Genomic DNA, 25192 nt, shown 5'->3' on the forward strand with positions numbered 1-25192 from the left:
TGTTCTCTATAATAGAAACAATTTTTTTCCGAAACCGCTTCCCTGCTGAAGTAAAAAAAATAGGCAGGCCCGGTTTATCACTTTTTAGAGATCTTCCTCAATCTAGAATCCTGTTTTTAATCTTGTTTTAATTTCTGCCTTACGGATTAGCCCCTTTTTAAGGCTGACTTAATACGGTTTACACCCATTTTTAATACCCGACGACTTACTTTGTAGCCATAAATCATCCTATCTCCATGAACTACGATCCATTTTTCCTCCTCTCCTGTATTATGGGAGATGAATTGTATAAATTGAATTCTACCACTAAGCAGCAACCCGACTACCGGACGATCGATGAACGGTTTAAACAAGTCTGGAACCAACCGATCGATGATTTTTATCTTAGTGGGTTGCCGTTGATAATTCGTCAGAATGCAAGACGAAACTTTGTCTAGTTGATGCCTGATTCCGTTTTCCCGTAAACTTGTCGAAGTCGACTCCAGCCTCCGTGAAACGATTGTTCAAAGGGAGGTTGGAGTTTTTGTATTGCAGTAGCTGGTTCATTATCAGATAAATGACCCAAGATATATCACCACAGACGTGGCCACAACGGGAGCCGACGGGTCGGAAACGTTGTAAAATGCTCCTGCTGGCATCAGGCCACCTGGTATTGCTGAATGCAGAGTTGCTGGAGTAGCATGATGGTTTTTCCGTCAACAATTTCACCTTCAGTAATCATCTGCATGGCCTGCGGAAGCGGTAATTCCAGCACATCGATGTCTTCTTCGTCAATACCGCCACCGGAACGTTTTTCGGTCGAGTCGGAATAATCGGCCATAAAAAAATACAGCTTCTCCGTTACGGATCCCGGACTCATGTAGGCTTCAAAAACTTTCCGGATGTTGGTGACAACAAAACCGGTTTCTTCTTCGGTTTCCCGGCGGATGGCATCTTCGGGATTATCATTGTCCAGCAAACCGGCACAGGCTTCGATCAGCCGCCCACTGGTGTTCCCGTTGACGTAGGTCGGCATTCTAAATTGCCGGGTCAAAATGATGGTGTTTTTCTCAGGATTATGCAGCAGAATTGTCGCCCCGTTTCCCCGGTCATAGGCTTCCCGTGATTGTGTTTCCCAGACCCCATTCTTGCGTTGATACTTAAACGTTATCTTCCGCAGGGTATACCAATTGTCAGATAAAATTTCTTCTTTAACTAGCTGAACCCGTAAATTATTCATAAAAGTATTGGTTGTTTTTGATCGTTTTTGATTATTTTTGAACAAATTAAAAGCGTTGCTATGAATTTTCCTAATCGAAAGCGGCTCATTTTGCAAATGGTCGAAGAAAAAGGATCGGTAGAGGTTAAGGAACTGGCGGATCTGTTGCAGACGTCGGAGATTACCATCCGCCGGGATCTGACGGCGATGGCATCCGATGGGCTAATTTATCGGACCCACGGTGGGGCCATGAAAGTCGGATTAGCCACGAATCCGGTGCAGTTCGTGAATAAAACCGCTGTTAATTCCGAAAACAAAGACCACATTTGCCGGCTGGCGGCCCAGGAAATTAAGGACGGCGAGGTGGTGTTTATGGATTGTGGCAGTACGGTTTTTCGGCTGTGTCAATTTATCCGAAATAAGCGTATTCAGGTGATTACGAACTCAATACCGGTGGTCAACGAGTTGATGCAGTCGGAAGTAACGGTCAATCTGGTGGGCGGAGAAGTTGATCCGGCACGGCAGGCCGTTCATGGCTTGATTGCCAACGAACACGTTGCCCGATACCACGCGCACAAAGCTTTTTTAGGTGTAGACGGAATTTCGGCGCAGCACGGTTTGTCGGCCCACAGTGAAACCGAAGCGGGTATGACGCTGGCGATGGCCAGCCAGGCCGATGACGTATATTTATTGTGTGATTCGACGAAACTGGAAAAAGACAAATACGTCCAGTTTGCGCCCTTGAGTCTGGTTCAGGTCATCGTCACAGACCCGCAGGCTTCGGCGGACGTGTTGAAATTATACCAGCAGCAGGGAATTCGGGTGCTGAATTAATTCAAAGAAGTGTTTCCGTTGGAGCGTTTGCGGCCCGACATATCTTCATAATTGCCGACCAGAATTGCCGCCTGATGCAGTAATTCGACCGCCTGAATTTCGTCGTACAGAATATCAAGCTTACGTTCAATCCGGCCGATTTCAGCAATCGCATTCTGATATGCAAATAAATCTTCCTGCGGAATTCGGTTTTGCATGGATTCGGCCAGCAAATATTTACCGGCCTGGAGTACGCCCCACGATGCCCGTAATTCGTGTAAAATCGGGCTGTATTTAGTCACTTTCAGAACTCGCATCCTTAACGGCGGTTTTCGCTCGCAAAGATACACAAATTTAGAACTGGATAATTAAGTAGACGATTAGTTTAAACGTAAGGTTAACGGTAAACCCATTTTCAACTACTTACATTAATTCATAATCAACACATTGGCCGGCTTCAACGGTGAACGTTTCGGTGAACGTCTGACCATTGGCGGCCCGGTATTCAAGCTTATGATCGCCCGCTTCTACCGTTGCGACCGGTGAACCAGATGCGTCGCAGGACGGAGCCTAAGCCGTGACTTTGCTCAATGTGCCCAATTTTTTACCATCCACGTAACAATCCACTTTGACCGATTCGACGGCCTTATTGGCCGACCAGAAGACAACCCGTCCCGAATCGGGCTCAACTGCTGCATCTTTTTTACAGGAAACCGAGCCGATCACTAGCAGGGCAACGCACAGAGATTGCCGGAAATACCGCCTTGAAAAATGGATTGGAGTTGTCGTCAGGAAGTTCATGAGCGTAGTTGTTGCTGGTTCGATGATCCAAAGTTGCGAACTCGCCCCGGCGTAAGAAACCTTATGTTCGGCGAACCGGAAAAGGAGAAATGTGAAACGGTAAATAACTAAAATCAACAAACCCGGATCGTTCAGGTTAAAAATCTAAACAAAACGAAAAGGGGAGTATGGAAAGGCAGACGACCGAAAATCTGACAACCAGCGTAGAACTGGGCCCGTATGACGTCGCGGAAGACGTGAGAGGGATAAAAAACATTTTTGTTAACGTCTATTTTGTCGGGGAATCACAACCCGGCGGCAAGTGGGTCCTCGTCGATGCGGGAACGCCCAGTGGCGCAGACCCGATTCTGAAGCAAGCGCGGGAATGGTTCGGCGACAACAACCCGCCCCGGGCCATCGTCCTGACCCACGGGCATTTTGATCATACGGGTTCGCTGGAAACCTTATTGAAGGAATGGGGCGACGTTCCTGTTTATGCGCATCCGCTCGAGATGCCGTTTTTACAGGGGAAATCGCATTATCCACCGCCTGATCCGGCCGTGGGTGGCGGTGCTATGGCCTATATGTCGTGGATGTTTCCCACCTCGCCTTCCAATTTTGGTGATCGGGTGCGCCCGTTTCCGGCCGACGGTAGGATTCCGGAACTGCCCGATTGGCGCGTAATTCATACGCCCGGCCATTCACCCGGCCACGTTTCTCTGTTTCGGGAAAGCGACCGGAGTCTGATTGCCGGCGATGCATTTACCAACACCAATCAGAATTCGGCTTTTGCCGTAATGACCCAGAAACAGGAATTACACGGCCCTCCGGCGTATTTTACGATTGACTGGGAAGCCTCCAAACGCTCGATTCAGGAGCTGGCGGCTCTGAACCCAACCGCGGCCGGCACCGGCCATGGCAAGGCAATCCGCGGAATCACCTTGCCGCAGATGCTGGAAGATTTGATTCATAATTTTGAAGCTCGGGAAGTTCCTAAAAGCGGTCGGTACGCCAAACAGCCCGCCCACACGGATGAGCAGGGCATTGTGGATATGCCGCCCCCGATTTCCTACCACGTTGCCCGGGCCGTTGGCATTGGGTTGATCGTAGGAACCGTTATGTTGCTGTTTGGAGGAAGCCGAAAAAAATAAGCCGGTACTAACCAGAACATTCGTACTTATATTTAGCAGGCCCGCGAGCACGTTGAGATCCGCCAACGTGCTTACGGGCTTCTTTTTGCGGTTATTATTCCAAAATTTAAACACCACCCTCCCGAAAGGCGTTTTAGAAGTACGTAAAATTTCAACGAACTATGGAACGCCGTAATCTTATAATAGTAATTGGAAGTGCCGTTATTGTGGTGTTTGTGGGCTGGTTTGCACTCAACCATTTTGGATTCCTGAATAAAAATGAAGTGCCCTCGGAAGGATGGGACCGAACGCAGGCCGAAGTGGTTATGCGGCAACTCTGCCGCGCTGCCGATTCCGTGGGAATCGATACGAGCCGGTATTCGTTCGTTGAGACGGACACCAAAAAAGAGTTTGGCGAGAAGTTCACCGGTTTGCTGCTTGAACTGCGCTACGGCCTGAAACCGTCCCGGATTACGTACAACAAGATTCCGGAAAAGATCGATACCGTCTGGGCAATTGCCATGCTCAAAAAAGATGAAGGCAAGTCGGCACTGGATTCACTGAAAAAAACGCCGGTTTTCGGTCATTACACGACGTTGGTGGCTGAATACAACAAACTGAAAAAAAGAACGCCTTCCGATACGGGGAAGTACATCCGGCAAACCCTGAATTTTTACCGCTATCTGAATCGCTTCGACTTTGACCGGTTTCTGGTCGTTAACATTCCTGCGGCTCAGTTGAATATCTACGACCGCAGCGGAAAATGTCTGCTGCCGATGGACGTGATCGCCGGTAAAAAAGACTCGAAAACTCCGTTTTTTACGACCTATCTGACCGACATTGTGACGTACCCTTACTGGAATGTTCCGCGCGGAATCGGGTTGAAAGAAATACTGCCAAAAGTTCAGCAGAATCCGGAATATCTGGAAAGCCAGAATATGGATGTGCTGGACGAAAAAGAGCAAGTGGTTGATCCATCGAGCATTGACTGGGAAGAAATGACTGCCGATAACTTCCCGTACCGGTTCCGGCAGGCTTCGGGTTGCAGCAATTCGTTGGGATTGATCAAGTTCAACCTGACGGGCCCCGGAGCCATTTACCTGCACGACACCAACGCCCGGGACCTGTTCGACCAGACCACCGACCGCTGGCGGAGCCACGGCTGTATGCGGGTTCAGAAACCGGTCGAACTGGCTAACTACCTCATGCAACAACCGGTTCTGGATGAGGGATTTATGAACCGCTGTATGATCGATCAGAAGCCCCAGACGCTTAAACTCCCCAAACCATTCCCGGTATTTGTAGTCTACAACCGGGTCGATGTGGATGACAAGGCGCAGTTGCGGTTTTACAACGATGTATATGGGCTGGATGGTCGCCCGCTGTAAGCTACGACAGAAAGGTTGATTTTTGCAGGTAATCCGGATTCGGCGAATAAACGAACAGGCAGGAACCGCCTTTAATCGCCTGGATAATGTCTTTACTGATGGCATTGGCAATGGCCGGACAGCCCTGGCTGCGGCCTAGGCGACCGGTTTTGCGGATAAAATCTTCGCACACATAATCCGCACCGTGCATAACGATTGCCCGGCTGAAGGCGTTATCATTGAAACCATGTTCCAGCCCCTTCAATTGCAGTGACAAACCGTGCTTGCCCTGATAGGTGTTGAGCGTTTGGTAAAAACCCAGGCTGGACTGGAAAGATGACGAGGTATTCGAGAACGAAGCCGCCATCAGTTCCCCCGAGTTACGACCGTGGGCCACATACGTCTGAAACAGTAATTTATGCTGATCAAGGTCGATAACGTAAAGGCGTTTCTTGCTCGATGGTTGACTCAAGTCGACAATACTGAGAATTGATTTGGAAAAAGCGGTTTTCTGAAGACCACGGAGAGCATAGTCAAAAACCTCTTTACGAAGTCCGATACTGGCTAGATGAAGCTCGTCAAAGACGCCCGACCACAGGCTGGCCCGATCCATTTTTGTGTGGGTGGCGGGTCTGATCGTCGTACCGACACTAGCTAGACTGATGGGCAAAATAGCAAGGAGAATCAGCAGCGCTTTTTTCATAAACCGTTGGTTAACTTGACTGTATGTAAAAAGGATGTGAATATTTAACGCTCATGTCACTGGAATAATTCGATAATTTAACAAATTTCTGAATGTTTCACTCGAAGTTTATCCCATTTATTGCCGTTATCCTTTGGGGTTCAGCGAGTTTTGCCCTGCCGGTTGTTTCGATTTTAAAATACAAAAAAGCCGGCGAAACGGAGTTGACACCGGCGGCCGTCCGTGCCATTGCTGACCTCAAAAAACAGGGCGGAGGGACGTTGATGTATCCTGCGGGACGATTCGTACAGGGGCCGGTTGAAATTACCGGGTCGGCCATCAGCATCCAGGGAGCCGGTATCGGAAGAACCGTAATTGTTCGCAACAACCAACGTGGCTACGCCTTTTTTGCCAACCGAAAACAGCGGGTTTTCATCCGCGATCTGACCCTCGATTGTGACCAGAGCCCGATTGAAGGCGGTATTTATCTGGGCGGATGCACGGCCAGCGGTGCCGATCGGGTGTATTGCAGGAATGCCGACGCATCGACGTTTGTGGTGGAAAATCAGTTGTTTAATGCAGGGGATGAAAAGTCGGTTTCGGATCGCAATGTTTTTCGGAATTGTCAGGCAAGCGGCCAGAAGCGCTACCACGACGCGGGGGGTAAATCGCCTTTTATTGCCGGCGGTTATGCCCGAAATACCCGCTTTGAACAGTGTACGGTCACCGATTGCGTTGGCGATGCTTTCGACAGCGACAATGCGCCAGGTACGGTATTCCTGCATTGTGTTGCCCGCAACACCAAAGGCATCAGCCCTTACGCCGGTTTCTGGTCGGAAGGCGAACAAACCGATTCCGACCATCGGGTTACGTGGAACCACTGCAAAGTGGTTGGATACCGGGTTGGATTTGGTATTTCGGAACGCGTAAAAGCCACCATTCTGAATGGTGAGGCCGAAAATTGCGTCAATGCCGTAAAAGGACTTCATTACCAATACCGCATCCAGATCAATACATTTACGGCCCGACACTGCGGAAAAGGGCTGGAAGCGACGGATACCGACGGGGTTTTGACGTTCAGTGGTCCGGCTACGCTGACCAAAGTCAAAACGCTGAATACCGTGGCGCGTAATTCGTTTTCCAATTACGGCGGAGGCAGTTCAACCAGTGAAGAAACCCTCATCGGTCCGGGTTGTGAATTTGATAAAGACGCTTACATTAGCTACGAAAACTCAGGTTCGCGCCGGATTACGGTCGACGGAACCACCTTTCGGGGCGGAAACATCCGGTATTACAACGGTCAACTGACCGAGCTACTGGTCAAAAACAGCCAGTTTATCAACAGCGGAATCATTGGCGCGCGCATCAAACAAAGCCGGATTACCGCCGGTAGCCGGTTTGTTACGACCGACAGTACCAAAACGGCCATCCAATTGAGTCTCGATTCGTATAATACCACGGTCGATAACTCAACCTTTGAAGGCTATAACCGGGTATCGGATCAAGCCAAAGTGGGAACCGGTGTTCGGCAGACGACCCGCCGACAGCCGCGGTGAACCGATTTATTTTGAAATTAGAAACCAGCTATGTCACCTTACGAAGACGCCGTGGTGCGCGAATTGAATCTCTGGCGACAGAAAATGATGCGGAAACCATCGGCGGTCAACCGGCTTTCAAAAAATCTGCAGACGCGGATGAATAAAATCATTCCCGAAAAAGTTCATCAGGCCATAACGGCCACCATCAAGCAAATGACCCGGGCGGTTTTGTTCGGTGCCGAGTTTCTGACCCGGCAGCCGGTTCTGGAGCCTTTAACGCTGGAGGAACGCGAAGAGCGGGTTCGGGATCGGATTTCGTTCTATAAAACTGCCGGGGCTGCGGAAGGCGGAGTGACCGGAGCGGGCGGTATTTTGCTGGGATTAGCTGATTTTCCGTTGTTACTTGCCCTGAAAATGAAGCTGTTATTCGAGATCGCGGCCATATACGGTTATCCGGTCAACGAATACAAGGAGCGGCTCTACATCATGCATATTTTCCAGCTGGCGTTTTCGAGCCAGGAGCGACGGCAATTCGTTTATCAGCAGATGATCAACTGGCAGGCCAAAAGTCAGCAACTCCCCGCCGACATCGATCAATTCGACTGGCGTACGTTTCAGCAGGAATACCGGGATTATATCGATCTGGTCAAAATGGCGCAATTAGTCCCCGGAATCGGTGCCGCGGTGGGTCTAGTAGCCAATTACCGCCTGATGGACGCTCTCGGAAAAACCGCCATGAATGCCTACCGGATGCGGTGGGCGGAAGCAAGGGAGTTGGAGATAAGTTGATTGGTTTAGAGTTTATGGTTGGCTGACGCATTCTGGTTCATCGTTAGACAATTATAAACCATAAACTCTAAACCAATCAGCTTATTTCCGTGCCGGATTGATCATGATGTGTGCCCGGTGGGTGCCGGGGTCCATGATCCAGGGCATGCCGGGGGCTTCGGCTTTGAGGGGTAAACCGGTGCTTTCGGAGGTAGCGTAGGGAATATAGACCACCGACCGCAGATACCCATTTTTGACCTCGCCCGTTGCGGCATTGTAGCTGGAGTCGGGGGCTGAGTAAACGAAAAGTGAAGAAGGCTGCTTCGGCATTTTCCATTTTCCGGCTTTTTCCTCTTCTTCCCGAATTTTCATGATCTCCGCCGGAGATTTTCCTTCTTTTTTCAACTCCCTTCCGCGCGCCATGAAAGGCTCCAATCCCTGGTGGTAACAGGAAACGTTCAGTCCTTTCTGCGATGGATCATCGGCCAGGCAGACGTAATCGTTTGTTCCTTTTCGCAGCACAATCATCTCATTCTTACCCGAATACCCGTAAACCATGGCCCCATCGCGTTTGTCGGAAGGTGCGGCCAGCACGGCGGTTTTGATCTGAATATCGGGGGTAGGAGCGGTCGTTTGGGCAAAGACATTGCCCGCGCAAAGGCCCGAAAGGAGAAAGAAGGTAAATTTTTTCATGGGTTTAAGAAGAGAAGGTTATACGACAAAAACCGGTCGATCACCGGCATTTATCCAAATTTATGAAAAATACCGGTAATCGACCGACTTGTTAAGCCGACTTATCAGTGATGATGACCACCCGGACCGTGAACGTGTTTGTGCGTCACTTCTTCCTGCGTAGCATCGCGTACGTCGATAATCTCAACATCGAAGTTCAACTCCTGTCCGGCTAGCGGATGGTTGGCGTCGATCATCACCTGATCCGCGTTTACTTCGGTAACGGTTACCACCTGACCCTGGTTCGTCTGGAATTGCATCCCAACCTGAACCGGCTGACCACCAAACGCGCTGATGGGAACGGCCTGAATCATTTGCGGATCGCGAACACCGTAGCCATCTTCGGCCGGAACCTTGATCTGAAATTTGTCGCCGGGCGATTTGCCATCCAGCCCATTTTCCATGCCCGGAATCAGGTTGCCTTCACCGTGCAGATAATATAAGGGGTCCCGTCCTTCGCTTGAGTCGAGAATATTGCCGTCGTTGTCGCGCAACGTGTAGTGTATGCCGGCAACTTTGTGTTTGGTAATTTGCATGTTTAAAAAATTGAATAAAGAAACAAAGGTGATACAGTTTGAGAAAGGATGCAAATCCTAGCCCAATTCTACGATAGGATTACGGCCTTTAGACAACCGAAAATAAAATATTCCCTGGTTATGTCCCGTTAACCCAACTACATTCAGACAACAAAACGAAGGCTGGATGTGTTGTAAGATGTTAGTATTTTATCAACGTTTTGTTTAACAAACCAACATTTATCATGCAGAAAAAAGCAGTTTTCGCAGTTGCACTGGCACTAGGCTTGCTGGTTGGTGGCAACAAAGCCGTTGTGGCTCAAACGGTTCAGGACTCTACTTCGCGCAGCAATTCAACATCACCCACCGGCACGACCTCATCGCAGCCGAATGTTTTGGGAAGCAGCACAGCGGTCTCAACCCAGAGCAGTGCCAATGCGTACGGGCCCATGGGGTCGGGCCGGGAATCACGGGGCGGTATGAAACCGGGTGGTGCTACCAACCGGGATCTGGCCATCAGTGCGGCCAAATCGGCTGACCACACGGTTTTGTTTCGGGCGTTGCGGGTGTCGGGATTAACGGATCAGGCGGCCGGCAAAGGTCCGTACACGGTTTTCGCGCCGACCAACGAAGCTTTTGATAAGCTGCCCGCCGGAACCCTCGACGGATTGCTGCAGCCAGCCGCGAAGTCAAAACTGGTTAAACTGCTGTCCTACCATGTGGTAAAAGGCAATTACAGCGCCGATCAGTTGCAGGATGGGCAGAAATTGAAAACCGTGACGGGCGGGACCTTAACGGTTGGTAAACAAGGTGATACGATTACGATTACCGATGAACAAGGCAATGCCGCTACGATCAATCGGGCGGATCTGGAAGCCACAAACGGCGTCATTCATTCGGTGGATTCGGTGCTGATGCCGAAAGCAAAGTAGCGATTGACTGAAGGATGATGAACCATGAACGGCCAGGCTCGAAAATTCATCGTTCATCATCCTTCGTTCATCATTCAGTTTTAAGTTGTCTCATGGCTTTTTCGACGGCCTGGGCATAAGAAACAGACCGGTTTTCGTTGTAGCTTTCCAGTTCCCGCAGGATTACCGGTAAATAAATGAACTTCCGGGTGTTGATGTAATGATCCTTCAGGTGCTCCGCAGCCACCCGATTGCCCAGATTTTGGGCGATGACAATCTCGCCGGCCCGGACAAAATGCTCGATCAGGCATACGTTCCAGGTCGGGTACCCCTGGCTCGTCATTTTTTCCTTGATGGGTGTAAAGAGTTTTTCAGTTTCACGAATCAACCCGGCAGGGGCCTCATTCACAATGTGATTGACAAACGAATGCCCAAATTCGTGCGTACTCAGTTCCTTCAAATGCTGAAGATCACCAAAGCCCATGTCCAGTTTCGTTTCATCCGAAAAATGCTGCACATTGAAGGGGCCGAATACCGTAAAGATATGCGTTTTCCCGTCGAGGGTATACCGGGGGCCAAACCCCATGCCGGTTGGAATCGTCAGACTGGGCATGAGTGTATAATCCTGAAAGTGTTGTTCGTAAAATGCTTCCAGGGCCGGAATAAACCGGTTGTCGGGTAGACCTGTCCTAACCTGAGCCAACGCATTGTCGTATTTGCGCTGATTGGTCGTCATGTAGTCATCAAAATTGACTTCCTCGCAGAACCGGTTCATGGCTTCGAGAAACTGTTCGGTATTTTTTCGGGCTTCGGCCGGGTCCTTCCGGGTGGAGAAGCGCAGGTAATGCGATTCCTGAACGCGGTCCAGTAACCTGGCCCGGGGAAATTCGTCCAGCTGGAGAAGCAGATTGATCAGATAATCCAGCCAGAGGTGTTCGGCCAGGCGCATGGCCGTTACCAGATGCTGGTTGTTCTGATAGGATTTGTAGCGTTGATACAGGCTAAAACCGTATCCGTACCACTCTTTTTTTCGAATCGGTTTACTCTTGATAAAACCCTCGTCGTTTTCCAGGTCCCGGCCTTCATAGCTTAAAAAGTAAGCAAACCCCAGCAGCTCCACGTTTTTATGAAACCGTACCTGAATCGTTCGGTGTGCCGTTGGCGCAGGTGTCTGCGAATGTTGACAAACCGCATCATGAACCCAGAGGAGCGTAGTTAAAAAAAAGAGTCGCGTAAGCATGTCGTTTCAGTTGTTTGGGCGCAAATCAAGCTGACAGCGTTCGGTTATGCGCTCAAAATCCCTATCCTGGACGTCTGGAATCGTGATTTTGGACCTGAAACGGTGGCGAAACGACTACAGGTGTCCCACCGATTTGTTCGGCTTGGGCAGGTAATAAGAAGGGGGCTGGCCGGTATGGGCCCGGAAAGTTTGATTGAAGCTCGATTTAGAATTAAAGCCCGCTTCAAGGGCCAGCGCCAGCAAGGTTTTGTGCTGCTCGGCGGGGTCGTTCAACTTCCGGATTACGGCTTCCACCCGGAGAGCATTCACAAAATGGTTGAAATTCGATTGATGAAACGTGTTGATCAGGTAGGATATATACCGCGTTGGTAATTGAAGCCGGTCGGCAACTTCTTCCAGCGTCAACCGGGATTGCGTGTGCAAAGCATCCTGCTCGAACGCCCTATTCAATCGATTCCACTGCTGATTGTCGTCAAAGTGGGCAAAAGACGGTTTTTCGGCCGGTTTTTGTTTGGGCGCAACGCGAAGATCAAAATAGGAAGAATCGGCGTACCCCAAATAGCCATAAGCGAATAGAAAGAGCGTCAGTAACAGTTCGATACCCGAAAAAATGGGCAAATCAATGATGACGCCCGCCGTCCAAAGCACCGTCAGGATCAGCAGAAACCCAAAAAAAACGTAGTGCTTCACAAACGGACGGATTGATAAAAACCGCCCTCGTTTCTCCGGGGCAATGGTCGTAAGCTGGTACCCCAACCAGCCTACGGCCGCTGCGGTACCTAAAATGGGTAGTATTTCAGTGCAGAAAAACCAGATCGGATTTTCAAGCAGTGGAGGAAGGTGCTGCCCGGTCGTCCGGCCATACAACGTCCGGCCCACTTGTACGAGCATTTCCACAACGGCGGGTGCGTAGGCCCACCAATACCGGCGCCGGAATAAAAATCCCGGTATCGTCCTGAACTGTGTGAAGAACCAGATGGAAGGGGGCAAAACGAGATAGGATTGCAGCGTCCAGAACGGAAATGCGTCGGGAGAGTGATGGTACCGGACCTGCATTCCCCAGGCATTTAAAAGCTCCAGGGAAATGATATACAGGATGAGTCCGAGAAACAGGTTCGGGCGCTGGTTTCGGAGCCCTTTCACGATCAGTGCGAAACTGAGTAGAAGCCCCTGACCAGATGCCAGTAAAAATAAAACCGCTTTCCAGGTTGTCATCGTAGATTTAAGCAAAATAGCCATCCTAAAAGTACGTGATGGACCACATTCGAACAAATAGAATCTGCTGGGCTTCGGTGAAAAATGATGGTAATTTGAAAAAGTAGAATTTTAACTATGGCGGTGTATTGTGCCGTACTTTTTACTTTTACAGTTGAAATTCTACCCGATCATCCTTATTCCTTTCCCATGCTTTTTCTCATAGTGAGCATTCTGCTTTCGGTCATTCTGTTACTCAACTTCCGGATTTTTCCCCGCTTCGGGGTCAATACCTTTCAGGCCATTGTCTTCAATTATCCGGTGTGTTTCCTGACCGGTTTTTTGCTATTGCCCCGCGATCAGCCGTTTTCGATTGATTTTGCCCAAACCTGGACGTGGCTCGCCTTCGGACTGGGCGTTGGATTCATCATTACCTTTATGCTGTCGGGACTTTCGACGCAGCGAATGGGCATTACGGCTACTTCACTGGCCAACAATATGTCGCTGGTCGTTCCGGTGTGTTTCAGTTTGTTCATCTTTCAGACGGGCGGGAAAACGTTCGATGCGCTGAATTACATCGGTCTGATTCTGGCCGTTGTGGCCGTCGGATTGAGTACGTTCAGGAAGGAGGAAGGCCAGACCATTAAAGCATTGGGTTGGAATACGTTGTTGCCACTGGCGGTTTTTCTGATGTACGGGGCCACCAATACCATGATCAACTACATGAATATCAAGTATATACCTTCGGCGGATAAGACCTTGCAGGTAACGCTGACGATGGTCATTGGCGCGATTGTTGCCGGTTCAATCATGCTGGCAATCCGGCTGGTGCAGGGAAAAGAAAAAATCGAACGCCAGAATCTGATCGGAGCCATCACGCTGGGCATTCCAAACTTCCTGAGTTTTTATACGCTGATTCGGGCGCTTTCTCAATTCGGCGGCAACGGAGCCTTTGTGTATCCGCTCTACAACATCGGCGTCATTCTGGTAGCGGCTTTGTCGGCTAGCCTGTTTTTTAAGGAAAAGCTGTTGGTAATCAACCGGATCGGGCTTGGGCTGGCCATTCTGGCGATTGGACTCATCTCCTGGCAGGAACTGGCTCAACTGGCAAAGTTCAGATGAAGCACTTCCCCTCTTACCACAATTGGATAGGAACACGGCCGGGTCGCCGTTGCGATTGCACGGATGGAACGGATCAATAAACGGATTTTAATTTTAATCGGTGTAAATCGGTTCCATCCGCTCAATCCGTGGTCCTATCCAAACTCTTAAGACAAAATTTCTGTTACTCCCCAAAAACCTTCCAACTGTTTTCTTGTGAATACCGAAACCAAGAGTGGTCAGATTTTTGACTGGATTACCCTGCGACGGCTATATGCGTTTGTAAAACCGTACCAACTGCATTTCTACGGCCTGATCCTGATCATAGTTCTCAGTGCCATTCTGGCACCCGTTGGTCCATTGCTGATTCGCTACACGATCGATTCCAAAATAGCCACGGGCGATTATCCGGGATTGACCCGTATGCTGCTTCTGATGATCGGCGTGCTGGTCTTGCAGGGAATTATTCAGTTCTTCAACACGTATCTGTCGGGCTGGCTGGGGCAGAATGTCATTCGGGATATCCGCGTTCAGCTCTACCAGAAAGTCCTGAAGCTCCGCCTGAAGTTTTTTGATAATACGCCCATTGGCCGACTGGTCACCCGCACCATTTCCGATGTCGAAACGCTTTCCGATGTCTTCAGCGAAGGCATGGCCGCCATTGTCGGCGATATTCTGCAACTGGTTCTGATCATCGCCGTCATGTTTTATACGGATTGGCGGCTTTCGGCCATCAGCCTGTCGATGATTCCCCTGATGCTACTGAGTACCTATATTTTCAAAGAAAAAATCAAGGTATCGTTCAACGAAGTTCGAACCGCCGTTGCTAACCTCAGTTCATTTGTGCAGGAACACATTACCGGCATGAACATCGTGCAGATTTTTGGCAGCGAAAAAATTGAAGCCGAAAAGTTTAAGCAAATTAACGACGAACACCGGAAAGCTAACATCCGGTCGATCTGGTATTATTCCGTCTATTACCCGGTTGCGGATATTCTGTCGGCAGCGGCCACGGGGCTTGTAGTCTGGTATGGAGCAAAAGCGATTCTTAATGAGGAAGTTACCTACGGGACCGTGACGGCTTTCATCATGTTTATCAACCTGTTTTTCCGACCCATCCGGATGCTGGCCGATCGCTTTAATACCCTCCAAATGGGAATTGTCAGTACCGACCGGATTCTGAAATTGCTGGATAGTGACGATTTTACACCTAATACCGGCACCTACGCACCACCCACCTGGCGGGGTGAGGTTGAGTTTAAAAACGTCTGGTTTGCCTACAATGATGAAAATTACGTCCTGAAAGACATCAATTTTACGGTAAAAGAAGGCGAAACCGTTGCTTTTGTTGGCGCAACCGGCGCAGGAAAGTCGTCGATTATTAACTTGTTGAGCCGGTTTTATGATGTCAATAAAGGCGAAATTCGCATCGACGGCGTTGAGGTTCACGATTACAAACTGGAAGCCCTGCGGCAAAGTATCGGCGTTGTTTTGCAGGACGTGTTTCTGTTTTCGGATACGATTGAAAACAACATTACGCTCGGTAATAAATCCATCAGCCGGGAGCGAATTGTGGAAGCGGCAAAACTGGTGGGCGTACATGAGTTCATCGAGCGATTGCCGGGCGGTTACGATTACAACGTCATGGAGCGGGGTTCGACGCTTTCCGTTGGGCAGCGTCAGTTGATATCCTTTGTCCGCGCTATGGTTCACGACCCGCGCATTATGGTGTTGGACGAAGCGACTTCATCGGTCGATACCGAAACAGAAGGTCTGATTCAGGATGCTATCGGAAAGCTGATGAAAGGGCGGACCGCCATCGTCATCGCCCACCGGCTTTCGACCATCCGCGAAGCGCATAAAATCATCGTTGTCGACAAAGGTCAGATTGTAGAACAGGGCACACACGATGAACTGCTGCAACAGGAAGGATTCTACGCCAATTTATACCGGATGCAATACAAGGAGATGGTTTGAGAAAAGAGAGTTAAGAATGAGGAGTTAAAAAGTAAGCGTTAAGAGCAAAAAGTAGGCTAACGCTACCGGTTTTACTCTTAACGCTTACTTTTTAACTCTTACCTATTTTTTCGGTTCCGCCCCGGCCAGGGCGTAGGCAATTTTTTGATTTAAGTTATCGTCGTTGGCCGGATCGTTGTCCATTTCTGAGGGAATACGTCCCACGCCATTCGCATTCGGTTCCAGATCGGTTTCCTCTTCACTGGGCGTTGGCCCGGTTTGATCGATTATTTCCTCATCCGCATTCGGGTCGTCGTCCATCCCCGAAGGAATATCCTTCAAAGGAGCGGTGTCCTTCACGGGATGCAGGTTCGGATTTTGTGATGGTGTCATAAGCTTGCGTTGATGGTATCCTGCTATAACCATTCCCCGCCGGTGTTGTTTTCGAAAACCGGTCACGAAAAAGGCCAACCGGAGTGGGTTGGCCTGACTAGTTATCGGAAGGGTTGCGCCCGTTGTGTCGTGTCGGGCGGGTCAACCTGTTGAGGAGCAGCTGGTTGAATAAAAAGGGAATCTTCCGGAATATCCGTATTGGTCGAATCGGATTCTTCCATATCTTCTTCATCATAGCCGCCGGGGCAGTTCAGATAATCTTTCGTTATTTTAACCGTCGGCTTGTCAAACGGACCTTGGTAAAGCTTCAGTGCTTTGTCCCGGTACACTTTTTCCAAAAACCGGCCCACCAGGGGCAAGGCCGTTTTAGCCCCTTCGCCCATATCCGTAGAGCGAAAATGGATGCTGCGATCGTCGCCACCCACCCAGGCGCCCACCACCAGATCGCGGGTGACGCCCATAAACCAGCCGTCGGAATTGTTGGAGGTCGTCCCGGTTTTGCCACCAACCTGGTTGTGGTTTTTGAACAGATCATACGACCATAAATTTTGGGACGTCCCGCCCGACTCTTCCAGACCGCCCCGCAACATGTGGAGCATTAAAAACGCCGATTCTTCCCGAATGGCCTGCTTGCGTTCCGGCACAAACTCTTCAATCACCTTGCCATTGCGATCTTCAATACGCGTAACCAGCAAAGGTTCGGTATGAACGCCGTTATTGGCGAAGGTGCAATAGGCGGCCACCATTTCATACAAGGATACATCAGAAGAACCCAGACCAACCGATGGCACAGCCGCCAACGGACTCTTGATGCCGATCCGGTGGGCATATTCCACCACCCGTTGCGGGGTCGCAACGTCGTTGGTCAACTGAGCCGTAACGGAATTGATGGATCGCGCCATGGCCCGGCGTAAGGTCATATTGGAATACGAGAACGATCCGGCCGAATTTTTTGGTGCCCAGAAATCTTCTTCTCCCTTTTCGTTGATATACTCTTTGCGGAAGGGTTCGTCGCGCCGGCGGTCGCAGGGCCCTAGGTTGATGGTCGAATCATCGATAACGGTGGCATACACGAACGGCTTGAACGTCGACCCCGGTTGCCGTTTTCCCTGTTTGACGTGGTCAAACTGAAAAAACTCGTAATCAAGCCCGCCCACCCAGGTGCGGATAAAACCGGTGTGCGGGTCCATCGCTACCAAACCCGCCTGTAAAAAGCGTTTGTAATAGGCAATGGAGTCCATGGGCGTCATGTATTTCTTGAGCGGGCCGTTCCAGGAGAAAACAGTCATGCTGTCTTTTTTCTCCTTCATGTAGTAGCTGATGGAATCGGGCTGGTTGGGATATTTCAATTGCAACGCCTTATAGCGTTCCGTTCGCTGGGCTACTTTATCCAAAAAATCCGGAATTTCTTTGCCATCTTCATCCGTCCAGGGATTTCGGCCCGACCAGTGGTTGTCGAAAATCCGTTGCAGTTGCTTCATTTTCTCCTTGACGGCCTCTTCGGCTAGCGCCTGCATGCGGGAATCGACGGTGGTATAAATTCGAAGACCGTCGGTATAGAGATCATACCCGTTTTCTTCGCCCCATTTTTTGACAACATCGACCACCGCATTTTTAAAATAATTGGCTGGGCCGGAATACGGGTTATCGGGCGTAAACCGGGTTTTCAGCGGTAAGTCGCAAAGGGAATCGGCTTGTGATTTGGTCAGAAAACCGTATTTCTCCATTTGTTTCAAGACCACATTCCGGCGGTTTCGCGATTTTTCGAAATTTCGTTTGATCAGGGGATTATACGTCGTCGTGGCTTTTTGCAGGCCAACCAAGACGGCGGACTCCTGCACACTCAGGTTTTCCGGCGATTTGCTGAAATACGTCCGGGCCGCTGTTTTGATGCCGTAGGCATTACTACCAAAATCGACGGTATTGAAATACATGGTCAGAATCTGTTCTTTCGAAAAGTTCCGCTCCAGTTTAATGGCCATCAACCACTCTTTGGTTTTCAAAATAACCGTTTTGACCACCGGAACATTATACAGCAAACCTCGTGATTGCCGCCGGCGGGTTTTAAAAAGGTTTTTGGCCAGCTGTTGCGTGATCGTACTGCCCCCACCGGAACTGTTTCCGGTCAAAACACCGTAGGCCACGCGTCCCAAGCTGCGGGTATCGATGCCCGAATGTTCGTAAAACCGGATGTCTTCCGTTGCAATCAACGCCTGGATGAGCGAAGGCGGTAAATCGGTGAATTTAATTGGCGTACGGTTTTCGGTAAAAAACCGACCAATCATGACTTTATCGTAGGAATAAATTTCGGAAGACTGGGCAACTTTCGGGTTCTTGAGGTCCTCGACGCTCGGCATTTCTCCGCTGAGGTACAGGAAATTGGTTTCGATGGAAAGAACGTATAGCAGCACCAGCACAAAGCCAAGGATAAGACTTTTCGTGGTCGTATAAAAGATCCGGAAACCAAGTGATCGGGTATCAAAGCGGGCGTTAAGCCAGTTTCGGTAGCTTTGCCGAACACCCCGGTATTTTTCGGTTGCTGAATCGACACGCTCTTTTCCAAAAAGACCCGACATCAAACGGTAAATCAGTCGCTTAAAGCCGCTGCTTAGTTGACCGAAAAAGCCGGTGATGCCTTGCCAAAGGGTACGAAGCTGCCCCCAGAATTTACTCATGCCTGGTATTTTGACGGTTAAAATTGAAGAACGGAACCCGGGCCGTTGCATCTTGAGAAGGATGCACGTTCTGTCCGTCTGGATTTAAAAAGCAAATATAATCGTGTATGCAAAAAAGACGGATTCGAAAATCCGCCCTTCAAAGCAAATATAACGGAAATTTAGACGATATAATATGAAAAAAGCCAACCCGCTCACCGGGTTGGCTCAAAACCAGCGAGTTACTACCCGCTTATTTCTTTTCAAATTCCAGGGCTACGCCGTTCATGCAATAGCGCAGGCCGGTCGGCTTGGGGCCGTCTTCAAAAACGTGTCCCAGGTGCCCTCCGCAAACCCCGCATTCGACTTCGGTCCGTACCATTCCGTAGCTGCGGTCTACTTTCTCAACCACATTTTCTTTCGACAGGGATTTGTAAAAACTCGGCCAGCCTGTGCCTGACTCAAACTTGGTGTCTGAACTAAACAAGGGCGTTTTACAGGCGGCACACTTAAAAATTCCTTTTTCGTGATTATCCACCAGCGGGCTGGTGAAAGGCCGTTCGGTGCCCTGTTCGCGCAACACGTTATATTGCTGGGGCGTTAAGATTTTCTTCCATTCCGCATTGGTTTTAACCACCTTGCGGGGTTTGGCATCGTCATGGGCAGGCGTCAACGAGATTGAAGCGATCGAGCCGGTGAGCACCAGCCCACACAAAACTCCAAGAAAAAGATTGCGGTTCATAATCAGTTAACACTTTATTTTTAAGGATAGTTTGGTAATCGAAAAAGCCACAGTACAGTTGTGCATGTGGCTTTTCGGTACCAACATAATCAGGCTGAATTACATCGTCATGGGCATCAAAACCGTGTCGATGGAGTGGATAACCCCATTCGATTGGTACACGTCGGAGACGGTGACCGTTGAAGTTCCGCCTTTCGCATCGGTCAGCACCAGGTTTTTTCCGCTCATTTTAGCGGTCAGATCACCACCGGCTACAGTTTTCAGGGTGGCAGATCCATTACCGGCTTTGATCAGTTTGGCCAGTTCTTTGGCGTCCAGACGACCCGCTACGACGTGGTAGGTTAAAATCCCTGTCAGCGTAGCTTTGTTCTCGGGCTTCACCAGCGATTCAACCGTTCCGGCGGGCAATTTTGCAAAAGCGTCATTGGACGGGGCAAAAACCGTAAAGGGGCCCGGTCCCTGTAACGTTTCAACTAAACCAGCCGCTTTTACCGCAGCAACCAGGGTGGTGTGATCTTTTGAATTAACGGCATTTTCAATGATATTTTTGGTCGGATACATCATTGCACCGCCAACTTCTTTTGGCTTTTGAGCGTAAGAAACGGAAACAAATGCGCAAAGGATGGCTATAATAAATCCAGTTTTAATTGTGGCTTTCATGATGAATGTTGATTTTAATTAGGTGGAAATAAACGAAAGAATCTGGTTGCAACCGACTCACAACAATACCTACGTCATTATATTCCATTTGGATTTGATTTGCTTGAAAAAAGAAACTAACTTCAAAGAAAACGGCCTTGACGCACTGTCAAGGCCGTTTTCTTAATCGATTGGCTATTGAGTTATTTTATAATTTAATACCGCCTTGCTAAAAGAAAATCCGGATTTTAAAGAAGGGTGTAAATTATAAAATGATCACTATTAAATGAAAAAGTAAGTTTAGGGGTTATACGTTTCTAGGTAGAATTGATCGACGTATAGATGGGGATTACTTGCAAAAATTAAATACGGACTATACGTCCATCAGGAATTCACATTTCCGAGGACAACCATGGTGGAAAGAGTAGGAGTGGGGCTCCCTCCACGCCGTTCGAGCGTAATGGCGAAGGCATCCGCTTTTAGAAACTTTTTAGTCTGCTGCACCACGCGGGTCGTTTCGCCCACATCAAACACGCCGGCATCGACCGGTTTTCCATCAACGATGGCCCAAAGCTGGTACTGTTGCGTTTCCGGTGGCCGGACCAGCGAATCAATTTCAAGATTAACCTGGCCCGTGCTCGCATTCCAGTAAATAGTGGCCAGATTAGAAGTCGTGCTATCGGTTGGGTTCAGCCGGATGACCCGCGTACCGGGTTCTTTCAAAATGGCCAGGGTTTGATCCGATTCCGCCTGATGAGCCCGCAAAAGCCGGACTTCTTCCGTTAACTCCTGGTTTGCACTGCGCAGGGAACTGAGCGTTTGCTGACTACCCTGTAATTGGGAATACAGAAAGTAAGCAAATACCAACACGATCAACCCTAGTGAAGCGGCTACCAGCCAGGTCACCCGAAACGTTGGTCTTGAATTGGGATATTCCTCTTTTGAATAGAGCGGCCGAATGGGTGTTTCCGTTATTTCTGCTGATTCTGTATCGGTTGATTGGGCTGATTCGTTAACGTCTGTGTTTAGGGAAGTACCAAATTCTAATTCATTCAATAGCCAGGTTTTAATATCAGCGGGTGGTTCACGGCGCAACGTCTGGGCATACTCTTCCAGGGCGGCAGACAACTGGTCTAACTCCTGTCGGATTTCAGGGTAAATGCTCGACATACACTCGACCTCCCGCTTTTCCTGCGGGCTGACGGTGCCAAGCACGTACTCTTCCAGTATTCCAGACTCAATGTATTCTTTCGTGTTCATGTGCCGAATAACTTCTTCAATTCCTGTAAAGCAGACCGAACTCGAGTTTTGACCGTTCCGAGAGGCAAATTGAGTTTCTGTGCTACCTCTTCATGGGTGTATCCATAGAAGTAGACAAGGTCAATTACCGTTCGACGATCAGGGTTTAATTGATTCACCTTATCGGGCAAATCAAGCGTTTCTACAGCGGGCTGATAGGTTTGCTGATTTTGATCAATAATATCTACGATATCGGTGCTGGTTTGGATTGATTGACCTGAATGACGGGTACGGATGGCATCGATTGCCGTATTTCGGGCAATATTGAGCAACCAGGTAAAGAGTCGGCCTTTCTGGGCGTCGTAAGAAGGAATATTGCGCCAGATTTTGACAAACGAGTCCTGTAAAACGTCACGGGCGGCTTCCTCATCACGTACAACTTTCAAAATTACGCCATATAAAGCAGGCGAATACTGGTCATACAGCAAATGAAAAGCCTGTTCCTCTCGCAGTTGGAGCTTTTTGACCAGTACGTCTTCCGAAAATGGGAGGTTTGAACGCTTCAAGGTAATGGAGTAATTCAGTAACCAAAAGGGTCGAAGTCAAAAATACGAATAAAATGATGCGGGCAAACATCCAGGGGATGATTTAGCACGTAAAATAAAAAAAAAGCCATTTCCAGGGTTGGAAATAGCTTTTTTTGGCGTATCCACTGAAAAAATTACCGTTCCGACGGATCACCGGTCTTTTTCGTTTTGACCGTCTTAGTCGTTTTTTTCTTTATAGTCGTGTTCCGGTTGACGGCTGCATCGCTCGAACGCCGGGCGTTCCGGCTCGATTGTGTGCCCTTGACCAGCTTGCTTTTCAACGAGTCCATTTTGGCCGTAGGATCCCCCTGGGGGAAGGTTTCCGACGCCTGCTCGGGCGCGTGGGCATTGGGTGAAGGAGTCTGGGCTTGTCCCTGGCTGGTGATCCAGAACAGGATTCCAGCTAAAAAGGCTATTTTTTTCATGATTCTGGTATCTACGTTAAGTAGAAAATTAACCCAGAAAAGCGCGAATTGTTCATCCGAAGTGCTCCGGCGGTTTTTATTGCCGCCGGGATTTTTTGTAAAAAGCGGTTTCAGGATGCGTTTGCATCGCAGTGGAGTTGCCAAAAATGGCATAAAATCGCTTATATTTGCACCTCAAAATTGGCTGTCAACACGGCTTATGCAGATCAATCAAAACCGTTATCAGATTCAGGGCGTCGACGTTCTGGCCATGGCCGAAGAGTTCGGCCTTCCTTTGTACGTATATGATGCCGACAAAATTATTGAGAAAATCGGGACGCTTCAGGCGGCTTTTCAGGGCGTCACGCTAAAGATAAAATACGCAGCCAAAGCCCTGACAAATGTGTCGATTCTGAAGTTGATGCGCAGCCGGGGCATTGATATCGAAGTGGTTTCGGTTAACGAAATCCGGATGGCTTTGCTGGCCGGATTTGATTCCGGGCAGATTATGTATACGCCGAGTGGGGTGTCGTTTGCCGAAATTCAGGAAGCTCTGGCTTTGGGCGTTCGCCTGAACGTCGACAGTTTACCCTTGCTGGAATTCATGGGCCAGACCTACGGTAGTCGTAAACCGGTCGGAATCCGAATCAACCCGCACATTGCCGAAGGCGGAAATATAAAAATTCAGACGGGACACGCCGATTCCAAATTTGGTATTTCGATGGAGCAGCGAAGCGAAATTCGCGCCATCGTGGAACGGTATTCGATTCCGGTCGTTGGGCTGCACATTCATACCGGTTCGGATTTCAAGAATGCCGATGCGTTTTTGAAAGGAGCCGACGTGTTGTTTGAACTCGCCAGCGATTACCCGGATCTGGAATTTCTCGACTTCGGCAGCGGTTTTAAAGTGGCCTACCGCGAAGGCGATCACAGTACGGATGTTGTGGAACTGGGGCGAAAAGTGACGACGGCATTCCGGAATTTTTGCCGGAACTATGGTCGGGAAATCGAATTGTGTTTTGAACCCGGCAAGTTTCTCGTGAGCGAAAGTGGCGTTCTGCTGGTCAACGTCAATGTGGTGAAGCAGAACCCGAACCGTACTTTTGTGGGTGTTGATTCGGGTTTGAATCACCTGATCCGACCGATGATGTACGATGCTTACCACGAAATTGTGAACGTTTCGAATCCGGCGGGCGAAAAACAGACCTACAGTGTGGTCGGGTATATTTGCGAAACCGATACGTTGGGGTGGGATCGGTCGCTGAATGAAGTTCGTCCGGGCGACGTCTTGGCGCTTAAAAATGCCGGAGCCTACGGTTTCAGCATGAGTTCCAACTACAACTCGCGGGTTCGACCCGCCGAAGTGCTGGTTTATGAAGGCAAACCGTACCTGATCCGTCGGCGCGAAACCTTCGAAGACCTGGTTCGGAATCAGATTGAAGTAGATTTTGAAGAAGAAATAAGTATTAAAAAATAATGATGAGTTATGAATGATGAACGATAAAGGGCTAACGCATCAATTCATCGTTCATCATTCATCATCCATAATTCAATCATGGGACGCGCATACGAATACCGGAAAGCCAGAAAATTCAAGCGGTGGGGGATGATGGCTAAAACCTTCACCAAAATTGGAAAAGATATTGCTCTTGCCGTAAAAAGCGGAGGGCCTGATCCGAGCACTAACGGACGATTGCGGGCCGTTATCCAGAATGCCCGGGCGGCCAATATGCCGAAAGAAAATGTGGATCGGGCCATCAAAAGGGCTATTTCGAAAGAACAGGAAGACTTTAAGGAAATAACCTACGAAGGCTACGGCCCGCATGGCATTGGGATTGTAGTAGAAACCGCCACGGACAACATCAACCGGACGGTGGCCAACCTGCGGAGTTATTTTAGCAAGTGCGGAGGTGCCCTCGGGACTTCGGGTATGCTCGACTTCATGTTCGACCGCAAATCCGTATTTCGCATTCCGGCCGGGAACATCGATCTGGATGATCTGGAACTGGAAATGATCGACTTTGGGGCTGATGAAATCTCACTGGACGAAGAAGCCGAGCAGATTGTGATTTATGGTGAGTTTACGGCTTTCGGTGCCATTCAGAAACACCTGGAAGAAAAAGGCTATGAGCTCAAACAGGCTGAATTTGAGCGTATTCCAAATGATACCAAGGAATTGACTGAAGAAGAAGCCGCGGATGTGGAAAAACTTCTGGAACGAATCGAAGAAGATGAAGATGTCCTGAACGTCTTTCATAACATGCGGTAATCGGGAAAATCCGATTACCGCCTATTTCCTCCTGAGCGCATCGAATCCATCAATTGCTTCCGGGAGGGGCGCTCACTGACCACTTCGTAGGCCAGTCCCTCCAGATCCAGTGCATCGACAAACTGCGGGTAATGACTCCCTTCGACTTCGAAAAGGCACAGGTTTTCGTAGGGTTCATTGAAGATTTCCACTTCCGTTAAACTGGCTTTCTTTTGCAGTAGCTGATACTGATCGTTGGATAAATCGTTCTGGCGGATGGTGAAGTACCACATGGTTCTGACGTAAAGCGAAGAGACAAAAGACGAAGCGCCGGTAGCTGCTCATCAAGTCTTTCGTCTCT

At 49.3% G+C, this 25192-nt stretch carries 26 protein-coding genes; 10 read left to right on the forward strand and 16 right to left on the reverse strand.

Features of this window, described 5'->3' with window-relative positions:
- Nucleotides 1–637: 637 nt before the first annotated feature.
- On the reverse strand, nt 638–1219 hold the full coding sequence (gene nudK, locus EHT87_RS03775; RefSeq protein ID WP_124903996.1) for a GDP-mannose pyrophosphatase NudK: 582 nt from the start codon (nt 1217–1219) through the stop codon (nt 638–640).
- 60 nt (nt 1220–1279) lie between these two features.
- Here nudK and EHT87_RS03780 point away from each other — a divergent pair, with 60 nt between their 5' ends.
- Nucleotides 1280–2032 carry a DeoR/GlpR family DNA-binding transcription regulator gene (locus EHT87_RS03780; RefSeq protein WP_124903998.1) on the forward strand — a complete coding sequence of 251 codons (753 nt, stop codon included), beginning with the start codon at nt 1280–1282 and terminating at the stop codon, nt 2030–2032.
- On the opposite strand, the gene EHT87_RS03785 is transcribed toward EHT87_RS03780, so the two are convergent.
- Together EHT87_RS03785 and EHT87_RS03790 are read right to left on the reverse strand one after the other, a co-directional pair.
- Nucleotides 2029–2328: a hypothetical protein gene (locus tag EHT87_RS03785; RefSeq protein ID WP_124904000.1), complete on the reverse strand. Its 300-nt coding sequence runs from the start codon at nt 2326–2328 to the stop codon at nt 2029–2031. The genes EHT87_RS03780 and EHT87_RS03785 overlap by 4 nt on opposite strands.
- Nucleotides 2329–2581: 253 nt before the next feature.
- Nucleotides 2582–2812: a hypothetical protein gene (locus tag EHT87_RS03790; RefSeq protein ID WP_124904002.1), complete on the reverse strand. Its 231-nt coding sequence runs from the start codon at nt 2810–2812 to the stop codon at nt 2582–2584.
- A gap of 167 nt (nt 2813–2979) precedes the next feature.
- Between EHT87_RS03790 and EHT87_RS03795 the strand changes: the two genes are divergently transcribed.
- Together EHT87_RS03795 and EHT87_RS03800 are read left to right on the forward strand one after the other, a co-directional pair.
- Nucleotides 2980–3942 carry an MBL fold metallo-hydrolase gene (locus tag EHT87_RS03795; RefSeq protein WP_124904004.1) on the forward strand — a complete coding sequence of 321 codons (963 nt, stop codon included), beginning with the start codon at nt 2980–2982 and terminating at the stop codon, nt 3940–3942.
- A 161-nt stretch (nt 3943–4103) separates the two neighbouring features.
- Nucleotides 4104–5309, forward strand: coding sequence for a L,D-transpeptidase family protein (locus EHT87_RS03800; protein ID WP_124904006.1), 1206 nt, complete (start codon nt 4104–4106; stop codon nt 5307–5309).
- 1 nt (nt 5310) lies between these two features.
- Here the strand turns inward: EHT87_RS03800 and EHT87_RS03805 are convergent, their stop codons facing one another.
- Nucleotides 5311–5991: a murein L,D-transpeptidase catalytic domain family protein gene (locus EHT87_RS03805; protein ID WP_124904008.1), complete on the reverse strand. Its 681-nt coding sequence runs from the start codon at nt 5989–5991 to the stop codon at nt 5311–5313.
- 92 nt (nt 5992–6083) lie between these two features.
- On the opposite strand from EHT87_RS03805, the gene EHT87_RS03810 reads away from it, so the two are divergent.
- Together EHT87_RS03810 and EHT87_RS03815 are read left to right on the forward strand one after the other, a co-directional pair.
- Entirely contained in the window at nt 6084–7526 is a 1443-nt protein-coding gene (locus EHT87_RS03810; RefSeq protein ID WP_124904010.1) for a right-handed parallel beta-helix repeat-containing protein, read from the forward strand.
- 30 nt (nt 7527–7556) lie between these two features.
- Complete coding sequence (locus EHT87_RS03815) at nt 7557–8297, forward strand: EcsC family protein (protein WP_124904012.1); 741 nt, start codon at nt 7557–7559, stop codon at nt 8295–8297.
- 81 nt (nt 8298–8378) lie between these two features.
- Here the strand turns inward: EHT87_RS03815 and EHT87_RS03820 are convergent, their stop codons facing one another.
- Complete coding sequence (locus EHT87_RS03820; RefSeq protein WP_124904014.1) at nt 8379–8969, reverse strand: hypothetical protein; 591 nt, start codon at nt 8967–8969, stop codon at nt 8379–8381.
- 104 nt (nt 8970–9073) lie between these two features.
- On the reverse strand, nt 9074–9544 hold the full coding sequence (locus tag EHT87_RS03825) for an FKBP-type peptidyl-prolyl cis-trans isomerase (RefSeq protein WP_124904016.1): 471 nt from the start codon (nt 9542–9544) through the stop codon (nt 9074–9076).
- Nucleotides 9545–9768: 224 nt separating this feature from the next.
- Here EHT87_RS03825 and EHT87_RS03830 point away from each other — a divergent pair, with 224 nt between their 5' ends.
- The gene (locus EHT87_RS03830) at nt 9769–10455 is read left to right on the forward strand and encodes a fasciclin domain-containing protein (RefSeq protein WP_124904018.1); all 687 of its coding nucleotides are present in this window, start codon (nt 9769–9771) and stop codon (nt 10453–10455) included.
- A 70-nt stretch (nt 10456–10525) separates the two neighbouring features.
- On the opposite strand, the gene EHT87_RS03835 is transcribed toward EHT87_RS03830, so the two are convergent.
- Entirely contained in the window at nt 10526–11674 is a 1149-nt protein-coding gene (locus EHT87_RS03835; protein ID WP_124904020.1) for a DUF4932 domain-containing protein, read from the reverse strand.
- A 114-nt stretch (nt 11675–11788) separates the two neighbouring features.
- On the reverse strand, nt 11789–12889 hold the full coding sequence (locus tag EHT87_RS03840) for a helix-turn-helix domain-containing protein (RefSeq protein ID WP_185716134.1): 1101 nt from the start codon (nt 12887–12889) through the stop codon (nt 11789–11791).
- Between the two features lie 189 nt (nt 12890–13078).
- On the opposite strand from EHT87_RS03840, the gene EHT87_RS03845 reads away from it, so the two are divergent.
- Entirely contained in the window at nt 13079–13990 is a 912-nt protein-coding gene (locus EHT87_RS03845) for a DMT family transporter (protein WP_124904024.1), read from the forward strand.
- A 195-nt stretch (nt 13991–14185) separates the two neighbouring features.
- On the forward strand, nt 14186–15946 hold the full coding sequence (locus tag EHT87_RS03850) for an ABC transporter ATP-binding protein (protein WP_124904026.1): 1761 nt from the start codon (nt 14186–14188) through the stop codon (nt 15944–15946).
- Between the two features lie 102 nt (nt 15947–16048).
- Here the strand turns inward: EHT87_RS03850 and EHT87_RS03855 are convergent, their stop codons facing one another.
- The 7 genes from EHT87_RS03855 to EHT87_RS03885 form a co-directional block, all read right to left on the reverse strand.
- The gene (locus tag EHT87_RS03855) at nt 16049–16318 is read right to left on the reverse strand and encodes a hypothetical protein (protein ID WP_124904028.1); all 270 of its coding nucleotides are present in this window, start codon (nt 16316–16318) and stop codon (nt 16049–16051) included.
- 101 nt (nt 16319–16419) lie between these two features.
- Nucleotides 16420–18993, reverse strand: coding sequence for a penicillin-binding protein 1A (locus EHT87_RS03860; RefSeq protein ID WP_124904030.1), 2574 nt, complete (start codon nt 18991–18993; stop codon nt 16420–16422).
- Nucleotides 18994–19225: 232 nt separating this feature from the next.
- Complete coding sequence (gene msrB / locus EHT87_RS03865) at nt 19226–19714, reverse strand: peptide-methionine (R)-S-oxide reductase MsrB (protein ID WP_124904032.1); 489 nt, start codon at nt 19712–19714, stop codon at nt 19226–19228.
- A 99-nt stretch (nt 19715–19813) separates the two neighbouring features.
- Entirely contained in the window at nt 19814–20374 is a 561-nt protein-coding gene (locus EHT87_RS03870; RefSeq protein WP_124904034.1) for a fasciclin domain-containing protein, read from the reverse strand.
- Nucleotides 20375–20737: 363 nt separating this feature from the next.
- Entirely contained in the window at nt 20738–21613 is an 876-nt protein-coding gene (locus EHT87_RS03875) for an anti-sigma factor (protein WP_124904036.1), read from the reverse strand.
- Nucleotides 21610–22158 (reverse strand): RNA polymerase sigma factor, encoded by a 549-nt coding sequence (locus tag EHT87_RS03880; RefSeq protein WP_124904038.1) that lies wholly within the window; start codon nt 22156–22158, stop codon nt 21610–21612. Before EHT87_RS03880 ends, EHT87_RS03875 begins: the two co-directional genes overlap by 4 nt.
- 155 nt (nt 22159–22313) lie before the next feature.
- On the reverse strand, nt 22314–22604 hold the full coding sequence (locus EHT87_RS03885) for a hypothetical protein (protein WP_124904040.1): 291 nt from the start codon (nt 22602–22604) through the stop codon (nt 22314–22316).
- Between the two features lie 199 nt (nt 22605–22803).
- On the opposite strand from EHT87_RS03885, the gene lysA reads away from it, so the two are divergent.
- Entirely contained in the window at nt 22804–24060 is a 1257-nt protein-coding gene (gene lysA, locus EHT87_RS03890) for a diaminopimelate decarboxylase (RefSeq protein ID WP_124904042.1), read from the forward strand.
- A gap of 78 nt (nt 24061–24138) precedes the next feature.
- Nucleotides 24139–24852, forward strand: a complete 714-nt coding sequence (locus EHT87_RS03895; RefSeq protein ID WP_124904044.1) for a YebC/PmpR family DNA-binding transcriptional regulator — start codon at nt 24139–24141, stop codon at nt 24850–24852.
- A gap of 14 nt (nt 24853–24866) precedes the next feature.
- Here EHT87_RS03895 and EHT87_RS03900 read toward each other — a convergent pair whose 3' ends face one another.
- Nucleotides 24867–25124: a hypothetical protein gene (locus EHT87_RS03900; protein WP_124904046.1), complete on the reverse strand. Its 258-nt coding sequence runs from the start codon at nt 25122–25124 to the stop codon at nt 24867–24869.
- Between the last annotated feature and the right edge of the window lie 68 nt (nt 25125–25192).

It is taken from the genome of Larkinella knui (genome assembly GCF_003858645.1).
GTDB lineage: Bacteria > Bacteroidota > Bacteroidia > Cytophagales > Spirosomataceae > Larkinella > Larkinella knui.